The organism is Bacillus infantis, assembly GCF_050107595.1.
GTDB classification, from domain to species: domain Bacteria; phylum Bacillota; class Bacilli; order Bacillales; family Cytobacillaceae; genus Bacillus_AB; species Bacillus_AB infantis_C.
In genome coordinates this window covers 388933-403910 of sequence record NZ_JBNILH010000004.1, presented here as the reverse complement: position 1 = coordinate 403910, position 14978 = coordinate 388933, and the positions used below count along the sequence as shown (strand labels likewise).

Here is a 14978-nt window from a genome sequence, read left to right as displayed (position 1 = left end):
AATATTAAATTTTCAAAAAAGTATTGCTTGTTTTGTATTACCTAACTATAATACAAATCATAACAAATAAATAAGCGCTTTCAAAAAAGAAGGAGGTATTATATGAAGATTGCCGGGATGAATATCACATTCAGGCATTATCCGTTTAAGGAGTTTTTGGAGTGCATGACAAGTCTTGATATCCAGCATATTGAGTTATGGGCTGGGGAGCCGCATTTCTTTGTATACCGGAATCTGCCTGGCCATTTAAGAAGTATGAAGCGGGAGCTGCGATCGAGAAATATGGAGCTGGTTTGCTTTACACCGGAGCAGTGTGTCTATCCGTATAACATTGCGGCGTCCGATTCTGATTGGAGAAGAAGCAGTGTTGAGTACTTTAAGGATAATTTGTATGCTGCGCTGGAGCTGGACTGCAATATGATGCTGATTACTTCAGGCATTGGGGATCATTCTGTCAGCAAGAGAGACTCGTGGAAATATGCCGCTGATTCAATTCATCAGCTGGCAAAGATAGCGGAAAAGGAAGGAATGAATCTGGTCTTGGAGCCGTTAACAAGGTTTGAGACCAATCTAGTAATGGATGTTGAGGGAGTTAAGAGGATGCTCGAGGAAATCCAATCACCTTCTCTAACAGGAATGATAGATACCGTAGCGATGCAGCTCGCGGGTGAAACGCCTGAAGATTATTTTTCCACTCTGCGGGATGTTAAGCATTTTCATTTGATTGATGGGGATGGTGTGTCAGATGCCCATCTGGCCCTGGATGATGGAGTGCTGGATTGGCGGGGGTATATAGAGTCTCTTGAACGCTGGAGGTATAAGGGGGCATGTACCCTGGAGATTATGGGTTCTGATTATTATAAGAACCCAAAGAAAATAGTTACAGAGTCTGTGAAAAAATTAAGAGAGATGGAAGCATTCCATTCTAAAACTGGAGGAACTCATAATGAGTAATGGGGCTCTTACACGCAAGCTTGGATTTTGGGCTGCGCTGGCGATTGCGGTTGGGACGACAATAGGATCCGGTATTTTTGTTTCGACAGGAGAAGTGGCAAAAGCGGCTGGCACCCCGACTATTTCAATTTTGGCATGGATTATCGGCGGGCTTATTGCTATTCCGCAAGTTATGGTGCTGGCAGAGCTGTCTACAGCCTACCCGCAAAATGGAAGCGGTTACGTATATCTCAATAAAGCAGGCTGGCGGCCATTGGCTTTCTTATATGGATGGTCTACCTTCTGGGCGCTTGATCCGCCAAGCATCTCGATTATGGCCCTTGCGATCGTCTCATATGTTGCTTCTTTCTTCCCATTCTTTGACGGGATGAATGGAAAGCTGCTCGGGATTGCCATTATTTTGGCCATCACAGCAATACATTACAGAAGCGTAAAAGAAGGCGGCCTCTTTCAAGTCATCATTACAGCAGTAAAAATCATTCCATTCCTTATTGTCATTGCACTTGGCTTTATCTATATGAATCCTGGTAACTTTTCTTATACTCCAGCATCCGGCAGTACGGAAACAAGCCTGATTGGAGGCGTTTCAGCTACAACCTGGGCATACACGGGCATGGCGGCAATCTGTTTTATGGCCGGGGAATTTAAGAATCCGGGCAAGGTGCTGCCGCGTGCGCTGATTACTTCTATCTTCATTATCCTTACGCTTTATACACTGCTTGCTGTCTGTGTAATCGGCCTTATGCCTTTTGAACAGCTTATTCAATCCAATGCCGCTGTTTCTGATGCGGTTAAATATATTCCGGGATTATCAGACATTGCTTCATCGTTTGTAGGAGTGACAGCGATTGTTGTCATACTCGGTTCTTTGAGCTCGTGCATCATGTTCCAGCCTCGCCTGGAATACGCGATGGCAAAGGATGGCCTGTTTTTTCAGCGCTTTGCGAAAGTCCATCCGAAATATGAAACTCCCAGCTTTTCTATATTGGTGCAGGTCATTTATGCGTGTTTCCTGGTTTTCTTCGGCAATTTAACGGCCCTGCTGGGATATTTTACGCTTATCCAGCTCCTGATCAATATTATGGACTTTGCAGCCGTCTATAAATGCCGGAAAAGAGACGATTATAAGCCGGTCTATCGGATGCCTTTATGGAGGATTACAACCATTTTGGCCATCGCCGGCGCTGCCTGGCTTGCCTGGGGAACCTTTACCTGGGCGCCGATCCAGGGTATGATTGCGGCGCTTATCGTCGTCGCCACCGGACTTCCTGTCTATTATTATTGGGAAAGAAAGTATGGTTCAAAGGCTGCTAAGGACAATATAGTTGCCTGATCCAAGGAGGGGGGTCAGCATTCACTGACTCCCTGATAAATTTTAAAGGAAAAAGATTGAATTATTTGTATTGTTTATTTATAATACAAGACATAACAAATAAAACAAGTAACTCATAAGGAGAGTGTTCCCCATGTTGAAGTTTGATGAAGATTTGTTTTTGAAACTAGTAGAAAAAGAGGGCCTTGGCTACAGAGGCAAAATCGAAGAAATCGTAGATAGCATCTGCAAAAAGGGATACAACAATATTTATATGATTGGCGCCGGAGGAACGATCGCCATGATGTATCCTTATGAATATATGTTCAAAACACACTCAAGCATTGATGTCCGCGCAGAAATTGCTTCAGAATTCATGGCCACGAATCCTAAGCATTTTACAAAGGATTCTGTCTGCATCTTTACTTCTGTATCAGGCACAACAGAGGAAACGGTTGCGGCTGCAAAATTCTGCAGGGAAAGAGGAGCAACAACGCTGGCCTTGGTCGCTGAAGCTGACACCCCGCTGACAAAAATCGTCGACTACTGCATCACAACTGGATCTGAAAAGCATTCTTTTGATACATTCTTTATGCTGTTATATATGGTATCCTTCCGATTCATGTACAACAATGAAGAGTTCCCGCAATATGATCAATTTGTGAAAGAAGTATCATTGCTTCCAAGAGCCATTCTCGATGCAGTACAGTCATTCGATAAAAAAGCGGAGGAATTTGCTGTTAAGCATAAAGACACGGACTACCATATGATGGTCGGTTCAGGAAACCTTTGGGGCAATACGTATTCTTATGCGATGTGTATTCTGGAAGAGATGCAGTGGATCCACGCAAAATCGATTCATGCTGCTGAGTTTTTCCATGGCACCCTTGAATTGGTTGTCGAAGATACAAGTGTCATCCTCCTAAAAGGGGAAGATGAAACCCGTCCGCTTGCCGAGCGTGTTGAGCGTTTCGCAGAGAAGATCACCAAAGAACTGACTGTAATTGATACGAAGGATTTTAAAATGGATGGAATCAGCGATGAATTCAGGAAGCATTTCGCTGTCAATATCAACTGGGCTGTCCTCAGCCGCATCAGCGTTTACCTTGAGCGGGAGAGAAATCATCCTTTGGAACTCAGACGCTATTATCGCAAAATGGAGTACTAAGAAATGATTGAGCACTGCTAGCTGCAGTGCTCCTTTCTTAAGCTGAAAGGAGTGAAAGCACCATGAAGGTCGTTACAGTCGGAGATAACTGCATGGATGTCTATAAGGACAGCGGGAAAGCTTACCCTGGGGGGAATCCGGTAAATGTGGCAGTTTATTTAAAAGCACTGGGAGCGGAACCCGCGTATGTTGGCTGGGTCGGCACAGACCAATATGGGGAGGAAATGATCAAAAGCATCCAGGATAAAGGGGTGGATACAACACATCTTTCCATAAAGGAAGGAAAAACAGCCGTTACAGATGTACATATGGAAGGCAATGACCGGCGGTTTGGTGACTATGATGAGGGTGTTATGAGTGAGTTTGCTTTGACAGGAGATGAACTTGAATTTATTTCTGCTCATCAGCTGGTGCATGCCGGGCTCTGGGGACATGCGGAAGATTATTTTTCTCTTTTTAAGAAAAAAGGGCTGATGACGTCCTTTGACTTTTCTGATCAGCTGGCCCATAAGCTGGTTCAAAGTTTGCTGCCTTATGTTGATTATCCTTTCTTCTCTTATAAGGAAAATGATGCGTTTATCCGCCAATTTTTAAAAAATGCGGTTGGCAAAGGGGCAAAGATTGCGGTTGCCACTTTGGGTGAAAAAGGTTCGCTTGCTTATGATGGAAAAGATTTTTACGAGTATGGTGTGGCGGCTACTGAGGTTGTGGATACGATGGGAGCGGGAGATTCTTTCATAGCCGGGTTTACTTATGGTATTTTGAAAGGCCTTTCAACACAAAGCTGTTTGGAATTGGGCGCGAAGACTGCCGCCAATACAATCAGATATTTTGGTGCCTGGTGACTGGGGAGTTAGATCAATGTATAATAGATCTTAACAATCTATCGAAGGTAAGGATGAGCCAGATGAATTTAAATCCTTCAACGCCTCAGCCGCTGTATATGCAAATCAGGCAAATGCTGAAGAATGACATCCAGAGCGGAAAATACAAGCCGGATGAACAAATTCCAACAGAAGCAGAGCTTTGCGATATTTATAATGTGAGCCGGATTACGATCCGCAAAGCCATTGAGGAATTAGTGAATGAAGGAACTCTTACACGCGTACCGCGCAGAGGAACGTTTGTGGCTTCAAATAAGTTCCATAACGAGCTATTGTCTGTAAGCGGCTTCTCGGAATTCAGCCACCAGCTTGGGATGATTCCCAACTCGCGGATATTAAGAAGCGAAGTCATATCTGCATCAGCGGAAGTCGCCGGGCACCTTCGCATTGAAGAAGGCAGCCCTGTTCTTGAATTGGAGCGGCTGATGTATGTAAACGACCGCCCTTTATTCTACGACATCGCACATTACTCTCTCAGTCGATTCCCTGATTTGGAAAAGAAAATTGCGAGGCTTGAATCCACCTATCAGATCCTCCTGGAGGATTACAGCACTGAAATAATCAGCAATGACAAAATCATCGATGTGATCGGAGCCACGAAAGACCATTCCAGACTATTGGAATGTGATATTGGCGCCAATCTATTCAGAATCGTAAAGATTGCTTTTGATTCAAAGGATGAACCAGTCCACCTTTCTACATTTGTATGTGAAACGAATAAAGTGAACTTGACCGTGCATCGGGCTAAATAAATGGACGGAGGGACAGCTTTCTTGTCACGACCCTCATGAACAGCGGCGGACTGTTTGAGGGTCTTTTTTTATTGGTGGAGATAAGCTAAGTGAAGCGTTATGCATATGCGTAGCGCTTTTTCACTGTATTTTTGCAGGTTCTGCAGAATATTGAATTTTTTGATTGATAAATGAAACAGCATCTATCCCAGCTTTGTTTTGGGAAAGGAGCCAGACACCGCCAAACCAAAAACTTCCAACATCCAATAATTGGAAACAAAAATACTAGTCTGTTATTATTTGGATGAAAGGAGAGGTATGAAATGAAAAAGATAACCAGTTTAGCTGCTGCTGCTGTTCTTACTCTTTCAATTTTTCCGGTTTCCGGTAAGGCAGCCGAGGCTGATTTCAAGGATACTAAGGGATTATGGGCAGAAAGGGAGATACAGTATCTTCTTGGTGAAGGCATCATAGGAGGTTATCCTGATGGCACCTTTAAGCCGAACCGGACGATTACCCGTTATCAGGCGGCTGCGATGCTGGTAAAGGCTCTCAAGCTGCCTGTTACAGGAAAGTCCTCCGCCAGCTTCAAGGATATTTCAAAGAATTCGCCGATGTATGCGATTGCCGCTGCAGCGAATGATGCAGGCATCATCAAGGGGGCGAACGGGATGTTCAGGCCGGGTGAAACTGTTTCGCGTGCCCAGATGTCCGCCATCCTAAGACGTGCTTATGAACTGAACCTGACAGAGCGCCCTTATTTCTATGATGTGGAGCCTGGCTATTGGGCTGTGAACGATATAAATGCCGTCGCAAAGGACGGTGTGGCCGGCGGTTATCCGGACGGGACCTTCAAGCCGGGGAATCCGGTGACAAGGGCGCAGTTCTCGGTCTTTCTCTCGAGGGCGGATAATGAAGATTTCAGATTATCAGAGCCTTCACAAAAGGTGGGATTGTCGGGGGAAAAAGTCAAGCTGGATGGATATGAATATCAATTTATCCATTGGTACGACGATATTAAAGACGAAGGCCATATGCTGAGAAAAAATCTTGCAACAGGAGATACCCAGATACTGATTAGCCGTGAAGAAGATATCACATCCATTGATCCATATCTTACAGATGAATATGATGCCAGTGTGGATGGAGATATACACAAAGCCCAGCTGCACATTTATAATGGCAATATTTATTTTATGGTTAAATTAAAGGAATTTTATCTTTCAGGAAAAATACTGGAAACCACTTTATTTAAGATGCCTCTCTCCGGCGGAAAGCCTGTACAGGTCTTTAAGGATCTTAAGCCGTGGGATGGAAAAGATCCATATAAAAAAACCACTGATCCCATCAGGCTGATGAGAAACTATACAATTGTGAATGACCATATTTATTTTATCAAGTCCAGCCAGGACCATTCAGGGATTATCTATGAAGGTGAAACAGATGTAAAAAACCAGAGTACCGAACTGTATCGCAGCAAGCTGGATGGAACTCGTCCGGAAAAACTGACTTCCGTTAAAGCACATCAGTTTTCTTCACTGGAAGCACAGCCGGACTATGAGGCCATCGTCTTTGACAGGCAATATATGTACTACGCTAATAACAGCGGCATCTACAGAATGAATCTAATAACCTTGAAAAGCAGCAGACTATCATCTGTTAATGCTAAAGCCCTTGAGGTAAGAGGCGATGAAGTGCTTGGCACGGATATGAAGGGCGTAGTCCGCCGTTTGAACAAATAGCCTTGTTTATTCCCATCTGTTAACGTGACAGCAAATATGATGAAAATAATAGAATACACTCAAAACTGATGAGCCTGTTCCGAATCAAAAATCGGCAATGGGCTTTTTTTATTTGAAGTTATATTTGAGTTAAGGTATATCCTTCTAAAATACTTTTTTAGCAGCGCGAAGTTCAGCATGGTCAACTGGATGATTGAAACCAAGCCTCGATAATTCCTCAAAAATTCTTATCTTAATCAATGAAAATACGTAGCTGCATTAAGGAAGATAAAGTGCTTACTTGTCTATAATTCCCTGAATTCTTGCTGTCTATCCCGAAAAAAAATAAAAATGCTCAATATATACCATGCTGTAAACCTGAGAGTATGATTTTTGTCCTATTCTTCTCTAATTAATGGGAAACTTCTGATTGTTTTGGTTTTTAATAGTTTTTATGTAGTGATTATAAGGTCTGTTTACTTCCCATTATTTTACATCCATATTTTTCCCTCATCTGAACCAAAAGTTTCTGCCGACTTTTGACGGGTAAAAATAAGTGCATTGTTATGTTAAATCTATATCCATGGCGAAAAAGGAGGGGTGGATTTGAACAGGAAGAAACTCCTGCTGATCTCTCAGAATTTTTATCCGGAGATTGGGAGTGCAGGCAATCGAATGAAGAATGTTTTTCTCCTCCTTAAGGAATCGGGATATGACGTCACAGTTGTGACGGCGGAGCCGACCTATCCGGACAGGCAGCTTTACGAAGATGAAAAGTTTTGGGATGACAAAGAGTTTGAGCATGTCCACGGCTCAGCGATCCATAGAGTTACGGTTCAAAACAGCAGCTACTCCTCTTCCTTTGTTTCGAGGCTGCTGTATTACATAGAAATTGCTTTTAAAATCTTCTTATTTATCCTTCGTGATAAGGGGAAATACGATTTTGTTATGGCTACTTCCCCCCCTATTTTTATTGGGATTGTGGGTCTTGCAGCAAAGCTCCGCTTCCGCTGCAGGATGATTCTTGATATCCGGGATCTTTGGCCGGAGTCGTTAAGGGGAGTCGGGGTATTTAATCAAGGCTGGATTGTCGCCCTGTTCAGATGGATTGAAACGATGCTCTACAGGCATGCTGATCATATTTTAGTTAATAGTATGGGATTCAATCATTATATTACAGCGAGTGGAAAAGTTCCCGAATCAAAAATTTCATTTTTGCCGAATGCCGCCAGGGAATATGAATTTCCGCAGCAGACACCAGCAGCCGCTGAGTTTAAAGTCATCTACTCAGGAAATATCGGTCTCGCCCAGGATGTGGAATTGCTGAAGGGGCTGGCCAGTCGGCTTTATGTTTGCGGCATAAGGCTCAGCATAGCGGGGTACGGAGTGAAGAGAGAAGAATTGGCTGAATTTGTCCGCCGTGAAAAGCTGACAAATGTACAGTTCATCTCTCCGCTCACCAGGGCAGAGTGCCTGAGGGTGAATGCCAGCCATCACGCAGGCTTTGTTTCTTTATCAGATAAGGATGTGTTCGACACCGTGCTTCCCGGGAAGGTCATTGACTACCTGAGCTGCAGGCTCCCGGTCGTGGCAGCTGTATCTGGTTATACGAAGGATTTTATCGAGGATCAAAAGGTAGGCTATGTATCTGAATCCAGGAATATGGATGAAATTGCTGATTATCTGTTAATGCTCGCCAAGCATCCGGCCATGAGAAAGAAGCTTGCTGATAACTGTGAAAGATGCGCAAGAGAAAGCTTTCTTTGGGAAAAAAATATAGAAGTCATCATGCAGATTATCGAATCGGGCCAAACAGAAAAGCAGCAGAAGCTTAAGAATGAATATAAGAAAAGAAAGGTAGGATCAATGTGAAGACTCGCGTCTGTATGTATGTATGGAATCACTTCACCAACGATGCAAGAGTCTTGCGCGAATGCACTGCTTTAGCCGAACATGGCTATCAGGTTGATCTTATCTGTATCCATGATCCGAATCACGAAGGCCTTCCTTTATATGAAAAGAAAGGCGACCTCTTTCAGGTTTTTCGCGTAAGGCGGTATCCTCTATTGCTTGAAATGCTCCAAAGCTTATATACAATTAGCAGGGAAAATAAAGCAAATGGCATCTTGATGGCTATATTTTGGCTTATTTTACTCGTTATGTTTCCTTTTCAGACAGCAATCATTTCGATTCTGTTTTTCTTGCTGTTAAAGACTAGGCTGAAGACGGTCTGGATACGGTCAGCCATTTTTGCAAGGATGGTATTGAAAGGTTTTAGCGGCCGCTATGACATTTATCATAGCAATGACCTCAATACGCTTCCGCAGGGCTGGATCTGCTCCAAGCTCCGTTTAGCGGAAAAAAAGCTGATTTACGATTCGCACGAGGTGCAGACGAGCAGGACCGGCTATGATCATCCTTTTTATAAATACCTGGAGGCCTTCCTGATCTATAAGGCTGACGAAGTGATTGTGGAAAATCACACACGGGCACGTTATTGCCAGAAGGTCTATGGCCTTTATCCCCATATAGTACATAATTACCCCTTTCCTAATAAGCAAAACCTGCGGGAGCCTTTTCCGCTTCAACAGATGCTCGGGCTTTCAAAGGAAGAAAAGATTCTCCTTTATCAAGGCGGAGTCCAGACAGGAAGGGGACTGGATAAGTTAATTGATGCAGTTCCCCTGTTCAAGGAAGGGATTCTGGTTCTGATTGGGGACGGGAAAATTAAGAAATGTCTTCAAGAACAAGTGAAGCAGAAAAACCTGGATGACAGGGTCCGCTTTATCGGCAAAGTGCCCCTGGCCGAACTGCCGTTATATACCCGCCAGGCCTATTTGGGATTCCAGGTGCTGAATAATGTTTGCTTTAATCATTACTCAGCTTCATCCAATAAACTCTTTGAGTATATGATGAGCGGAGTCCCGGTCGTTGCCTGCCGATTCCCTGAGATTAGAAGAGTGGTTGAATCTGAGCGGACCGGCATATGCATTGACTCTCACAGCCCCCGCGAGATTGCCCGTGCTGTCAATCTTCTTCTTGAGGACAGCGGGCTGCATAGTGAATACAGCCAAAACGCATTCAGAGCCAGCAGAAAATATAACTGGGATACAGAAAAGGTTCATTTTCTTAATTTATATAAAAAGACTTGCCATTCTGAGGAGGGATTGCGATGGAGAAAAATCTCGATAAAATAGCTGAAGCCTATCATGGCGATTTAGGGCCGCTGATGGCCCAGAAAACAAGGGACCGGGTGCAGTGGATTATCAAGAACACAGCCGGCGGCAGGATCCTCGATATTGGCTGCAGCCAGGGGCTGATCCCCATCCTGCTTGCCAAGGAAGGAAAACAGGTAACAGGCGTTGATGTATCAGCCGAAGCCATTGCCTATGCAAAAAAGCTCCTTAAACAGGAAAACCCGGCCATTCAAAGGAAAGTCTCTTTTATTAACGAAGATTTCCTCCAGGGCAATTACGAGGGAATGTATGACTGCATCCTCCTGACTGAGGTGCTTGAGCATCTGTATGATTCCCATGCTTTTCTTGAGAAGGCATATTCTCTTTTACAGGCGGAAGGGCAGATCCTTATTACGGTTCCTTTTGGCATCAATGATTACCCTGACCATAAAAGGACACTTTATGTGCTGGAAATCTACAGGGAACTTTATCCTTTCTTCGATATCACAAACGTCCAGTTCCTCGGGAAATGGATTGGATTTACTGGGAAAAAGGCCGACCGCATTAAATCAGGAAGCGAGCTAGTGGTGCCTCTGGAGATTATCGGGCAAATGGAAAAATCATTCTACTCGATTGAGCGTGAGCTTACGAACCAGTCGGTACAGCATAAACAAAAGCTGGCAAGAGCAAGGGAGCATGAGGAACAGCTGAACCATGAGCTTCATTCCCTCAGCAAACGGGAGGAAGCCCTCAGCAGCGAAAACAGGGTGCTTGCGGAAAGGGTCCGAATGCTCAAGCAGCAGGCTGCCTCCCATGAGGCTTGGAAAAGCGAGATGCAGGCCGAGCACAATAGATATATTTTTGCCAAAGACGAGCATATAGCTGATCTGAAGAAGCGGCTGCTTGAAAAAGAAAGGCAGCTGGACCGTTTCAGTTCACAGATTGAAGCCCAGACCCGGCTCATCAGGAACTTGGAGGAAACCATTCAGTCTCCCTTACAGCAGGTCCGCAGCCTGAAGGATGAATTGAACGGACAGCTGGCAGTGATCGCCAAAGAAATTCATAAAAACCGCGAGGAAGGGAACGTCCTTGCAAGGCACCTGACGGATTCACTTCAATCGGCCAGCAGGGGACTCTCGGCAGAGATGAAAAATCAGCTGTCCGCCTTTAAAAGCAGCAAAGACAGCTTTGAGGTCAAAATGAAGAAGAAGCAGAGCGAGTTGACCAAAAAGCTGGACCAGGTGCTTGAAGGGGGAGCTTCCGTAAGAGAGATGATTTCCGGCGTCCTCGGACATCTGGATGAGTCACAAGCAGAGAACCGTGACGGATTCCATTCCATCGGGGAATTCATAGCATCACAGAAGGAAGCTGCTTCCCAATTGGAAAAAGGACTATACAGCTCGGTTGCTGAGGCGGTCACTCTTTGCCTGGAAGAGCAAAAACAGCTGCTTGCGGATGCAGAGCAGGCTGCCAGGGAAGAGGACGGGCTGCTGAAGGAGAAGGAAGAGATGCTGATGCAGAAAGAGGGATTGCTGGCTGAGAAGGATGAACTTCTCGCCCAGAAGGCGAAGGAGATTGCCGAACTGGATGCAGCAGGCCAGTCAGCCGCAAGCAGACTGGAGGAAGAAAAGGCAAAGGCCCTAGAGTATGAACAGAAATATCAAAAGAGTCTGCGGTCACTTGAAGAAAGGTTGATGCAGGCAGCGGAGGAAAAGGCAAGGACTGAAATGGAGCTGCAGCAGGCTGTTAAAGAGTCTGCCAAGCTGAGCAGCGAAATTTCCTTCCTGAAGGAGCGTTATGAGGAGGATCTTGCAAAGGCGAAGGAAGATGTCCTGCTGGGTCTTCAGGAAAGTGAAGCAGCCATTAAGCAGCTGCTAGAAGAAAATGAAAGATACCGCCAGCTTCAGATGAGATACTCGGCAATCAAGAACTCCAAGCTCGGCAAGGTAACTGTCAAGTATTGGGGCTTTAAAAATAAAATGCGATTTAACAGCAAATCAGAAGAAACAATTAAGTTTTAGAAAGGAGCATTCTAATGGACCTGCAGCTGATTGAAAAGAAATTGGCAGAAATCACAGAGCGGAAAAGGAAAATAAATTTTGAGCTGGGCAGCCTGGAGGCTCCGAGTCTCACTGTCCAGGAAGAAACAGAAACGAAAAGCGACTGGTGGTTCCGGGCGCAGCCGCCTGCAAAGACAGAACTGTTCCCGGGGGGCTTGCATGCTGAGATTCCCCCTTCTCAGCATCTGTATTTATCGTACCGGGAAACGAATGTGGTTTTTTCAAAACCGCCTGAGCTTTATGGCGTAGAGGCCGGGGAGAAGCAGCTGTTCCGTTTTTCAGGTGAAGCCTCAGGGACGCTTACCGCTGACTTGTATATTATCGGGTATCATAGCGGCAAAAAAGTGTGGATGAAGAAAGTTCCTCTTGGCAAAGAGAAGGAAATCAGCCTGAAAAAGGGTGAAAGCATCCGGATCGCTCTGAAGCTGAAGGGAAGCGGGAGCCTGGATGTCAAAGAGCTCAGCCGGAATGATGAGGAGCTTCCAATAGCTGCAGGCGGAGGAAAAGAGTCTGCCAGCGATCAGTTTATCAGTTTCCCAGCCAGCAGCTTAAGTGACAGAATGCACTACAGCGGGAAAGAAATGTATGCAGCAGCCGTGGACCAGAAATATATGAAAAGGCTGGATGAAGAGCTGGCATTGGAGCTGCCAAATGGAAGGTATGCAACGCTGTCCCTTGGGTCGGAGGCCCTTCCAGCTGAAATGGCGGATGGAGGCAGGGGCAGCTTAACCGTCAATGCAGACAGCTTCTATGAAGTATACTTTCAGGCAAAGTCCTCCGGAAGGCTTGAAAAAGAACTGCTCATCATCGGATATAATGACGGACGCCCCGTTGATGTGAAATGCATCGGAGAGCATAAGCTGGAAAAAATCCAGTTCGCAGCAAGTGTAAAGGAAGTGCGCTTTTTCCTCCGGGTAAAAGGCACAGGGATTTTGTCAGGTGCTTCCGTCCACTTTGAGGAAAAGCCGAAAATTCCTCTGGCAGTGACAGAAGCAGAGCTGCAGGAGAACAGCTGGTTTGCACCGACTCCATCGCAATCAGAATTCATGATGAAGGACGGGAAGCTCGCCTTGCTGTCTGAACTTGATAACAGCCAAACCAAATATGTCTCCTACAATATTGAAAACATCAGCTTTAAGGTTGTGCCGAAGGAGAGCGCCTTTGCGATCGAAGAAGGCTCCTACTATGAAATCGACATTACAGCAGAAAAAACTGGGAGCGGATTTGCTGTCCCGATACTAGTTACATATACAGAGGAAGAGAAAAAGGAAATCATTCCGCTAGTTCTCAATGAAAGGAACATCATCCGGTTTAAAAAAGGAATTACAAAGTGCAGGATTGCCTTTAAGCTGTCAGGTCCCAATGAAGTAGTGTTTGAACGGTTTGCTATTAGGCAATTCCGTGAAGAACAGACAGGCGGGGAAATGGTTTGGACCAGCCCCAAAGAGGTTGAAAGGCTTGGCCTCGTCCCCAAAAGGGATCTGAAGCAGGTGAAGCTGGCAGTCATCTTTGATGAATTTACAACAGAGTGCTTCGCACACGAATGTGAATTGATCTCCTTTACTCCGGATAACTGGAAGCAGGTACTCACTGCCAATATGCCGGACCTTCTCATGGTTGAATCCGCATGGAGAGGAAACGCGGGAGCATGGACGAAAAAGGTGCAATATACTGGCGAAGAAGCCGTACAGGACTTAAAGGAGCTGCTCTGCTGGTGCAATGAACAGCATATACCAACCGTCTTTTGGAATAAAGAAGATCCTGTCCACTTTAATCATTTTGTCCGGACGGCAGAGCTGTTTGACTATATCTTCACAACAGATGCCAACAGTGTCCAGTCCTATAAGGATGCCTGCGGCCATGACCGGGTCGGAAGCCTTCCATTTGCGGCCCAGCCCAAGATTCATAATCCGCTGACTATCGGGCCGAGAGAGAAAGCGGCCAGCTTTGCCGGATCCTATTATGCCAAGCATGTCGAAAGGTCGGAAAGCATGCTCCGCATTTTTAATCAGGCGATTCCATTCGGTCTCGCCATCTATGACAGAAACTATGAAAAGGTCCAGCAGGGACTATTGAAAAATAATCGCTTTCCCGAACATTTGCAGCCATATGTGAAAGGATCGCTGAAATATTATGAAATCGATAAGTCCTATAAAGGCTACAGGGTGATGATCAATGTCAATACCGTTCAGCACTCTCCTACCATGTTTGCGAGAAGGGTATACGAAGGCCTCGCTTCCGGGACGCCGATTGTCAGCAATCATTCTGATGGAGTAAAGAGGATGTTCGGGGACCTGATCTGCGTATCTGAGGATGAAGAAGAAATTGCAGAGGCCTTCAGAGTGCTCTTCGAGGATGAAGCAGAATACAGGCGGATTGCGAAAGCAGGCATCAACCGGGTGCTGTCAGAGCATACCTATCTCGACCGCCTGGAGAGGATCTGCGGGATTTTAAATCTTCCTTTTGCCAGAAAGAATCTCGGTATCCTTGTTTATGCGAAGGCTAAGGATGAATATGAAGCTGCACGGGCAGTGGAGAACTTCCAGCGCCAGAAATGGGAGAATAAGCGCTTATGCCTGCTAATGGAAAACGGGATTCCGTCATTCTTGATAGAGGATTCCTCGATCAGCGTGTGGAATGAAGAAGAATATTTCAGCAGGTTTCAGAACCTCCTGATGGAACAGAATTATGACTATGCCGCCTTTTTCAAGCCGGAGGAGGACTATAGTGAAGATTTTCTGTTAAATCTTGCGCTTGCTTCCCGCTATGCACCGTGGGAGGTTATCGGAGAACATGGGCAGGAGGGGCTGTATTACGGCCAGGTTCCTTCCATTCAGGCGGCAAGGGGGATATTTAAGAAGGAGCTTTTTTCAGCTCTTTCATCCAGAGAAGCACTGGAGTATATCGAACATAATAAAACAAAACTGTTCTCAGCAAGAGGCGCCAGATTGATGGGCGTTCCTCAATCTTAA

10 protein-coding genes are annotated in these 14978 nt (G+C 45.3%); all 10 read left to right on the top strand.

Annotated features, from left to right (window positions below; translation table 11 throughout):
- Positions 1 to 102 precede the first annotated feature (102 nt).
- Positions 103 to 954, top strand: coding sequence for a sugar phosphate isomerase/epimerase family protein (locus ACQCVH_RS11175; RefSeq protein WP_426835735.1), 852 nt, complete (start codon positions 103 to 105; stop codon positions 952 to 954).
- Positions 947 to 2287: an amino acid permease gene (locus tag ACQCVH_RS11170; RefSeq protein WP_426835734.1), complete on the top strand. Its 1341-nt coding sequence runs from the start codon at positions 947 to 949 to the stop codon at positions 2285 to 2287. Before ACQCVH_RS11175 ends, ACQCVH_RS11170 begins: the two co-directional genes overlap by 8 nt.
- 133 nt (positions 2288 to 2420) lie before the next feature.
- Positions 2421 to 3434 (top strand): SIS domain-containing protein, encoded by a 1014-nt coding sequence (locus ACQCVH_RS11165; protein WP_426835733.1) that lies wholly within the window; start codon positions 2421 to 2423, stop codon positions 3432 to 3434.
- A 62-nt stretch (positions 3435 to 3496) separates the two neighbouring features.
- Positions 3497 to 4279: a fructoselysine 6-kinase gene (gene frlD, locus ACQCVH_RS11160; protein ID WP_426835732.1), complete on the top strand. Its 783-nt coding sequence runs from the start codon at positions 3497 to 3499 to the stop codon at positions 4277 to 4279.
- Between the two features lie 62 nt (positions 4280 to 4341).
- Positions 4342 to 5070, top strand: a complete 729-nt coding sequence (locus ACQCVH_RS11155; RefSeq protein WP_426835731.1) for a GntR family transcriptional regulator — start codon at positions 4342 to 4344, stop codon at positions 5068 to 5070.
- Between the two features lie 302 nt (positions 5071 to 5372).
- Positions 5373 to 6791 carry an S-layer homology domain-containing protein gene (locus tag ACQCVH_RS11150; protein WP_426835730.1) on the top strand — a complete coding sequence of 473 codons (1419 nt, stop codon included), beginning with the start codon at positions 5373 to 5375 and terminating at the stop codon, positions 6789 to 6791.
- A gap of 585 nt (positions 6792 to 7376) precedes the next feature.
- Entirely contained in the window at positions 7377 to 8642 is a 1266-nt protein-coding gene (locus ACQCVH_RS11145) for a glycosyltransferase family 4 protein (protein ID WP_426835729.1), read from the top strand.
- 14 nt (positions 8643 to 8656) lie between these two features.
- Positions 8657 to 9967 (top strand): glycosyltransferase family 4 protein, encoded by a 1311-nt coding sequence (locus ACQCVH_RS11140; RefSeq protein ID WP_426835837.1) that lies wholly within the window; start codon positions 8657 to 8659, stop codon positions 9965 to 9967.
- Positions 9943 to 11967: a methyltransferase domain-containing protein gene (locus ACQCVH_RS11135; protein ID WP_426835728.1), complete on the top strand. Its 2025-nt coding sequence runs from the start codon at positions 9943 to 9945 to the stop codon at positions 11965 to 11967. Before ACQCVH_RS11140 ends, ACQCVH_RS11135 begins: the two co-directional genes overlap by 25 nt.
- A gap of 14 nt (positions 11968 to 11981) precedes the next feature.
- Positions 11982 to 14978 carry a CgeB family protein gene (locus ACQCVH_RS11130; protein WP_426835727.1) on the top strand — a complete coding sequence of 999 codons (2997 nt, stop codon included), beginning with the start codon at positions 11982 to 11984 and terminating at the stop codon, positions 14976 to 14978.

What these genes read in the sequence shown, in the direction of transcription:
- ACQCVH_RS11170 (WP_426835734.1), top strand. Translation starts at nt 947, where the DNA reads ATGAGTAATGGGGCTCTTACACGCAAGCTTGGATTTTGGGCTGCGCTG.
- ACQCVH_RS11155 (WP_426835731.1), top strand. Translation starts at nt 4,342, where the DNA reads ATGAATTTAAATCCTTCAACGCCTCAGCCGCTGTATATGCAAATCAGG.
- ACQCVH_RS11150 (WP_426835730.1), top strand. Translation starts at nt 5,373, where the DNA reads ATGAAAAAGATAACCAGTTTAGCTGCTGCTGCTGTTCTTACTCTTTCA.
- ACQCVH_RS11140 (WP_426835837.1), top strand. Translation starts at nt 8,657, where the DNA reads ATGTATGTATGGAATCACTTCACCAACGATGCAAGAGTCTTGCGCGAA.
- frlD (WP_426835732.1), top strand. Translation starts at nt 3,497, where the DNA reads ATGAAGGTCGTTACAGTCGGAGATAACTGCATGGATGTCTATAAGGAC.
- ACQCVH_RS11135 (WP_426835728.1), top strand. Translation starts at nt 9,943, where the DNA reads ATGGAGAAAAATCTCGATAAAATAGCTGAAGCCTATCATGGCGATTTA.
- ACQCVH_RS11175 (WP_426835735.1), top strand. Translation starts at nt 103, where the DNA reads ATGAAGATTGCCGGGATGAATATCACATTCAGGCATTATCCGTTTAAG.
- ACQCVH_RS11165 (WP_426835733.1), top strand. Translation starts at nt 2,421, where the DNA reads ATGTTGAAGTTTGATGAAGATTTGTTTTTGAAACTAGTAGAAAAAGAG.
- ACQCVH_RS11130 (WP_426835727.1), top strand. Translation starts at nt 11,982, where the DNA reads ATGGACCTGCAGCTGATTGAAAAGAAATTGGCAGAAATCACAGAGCGG.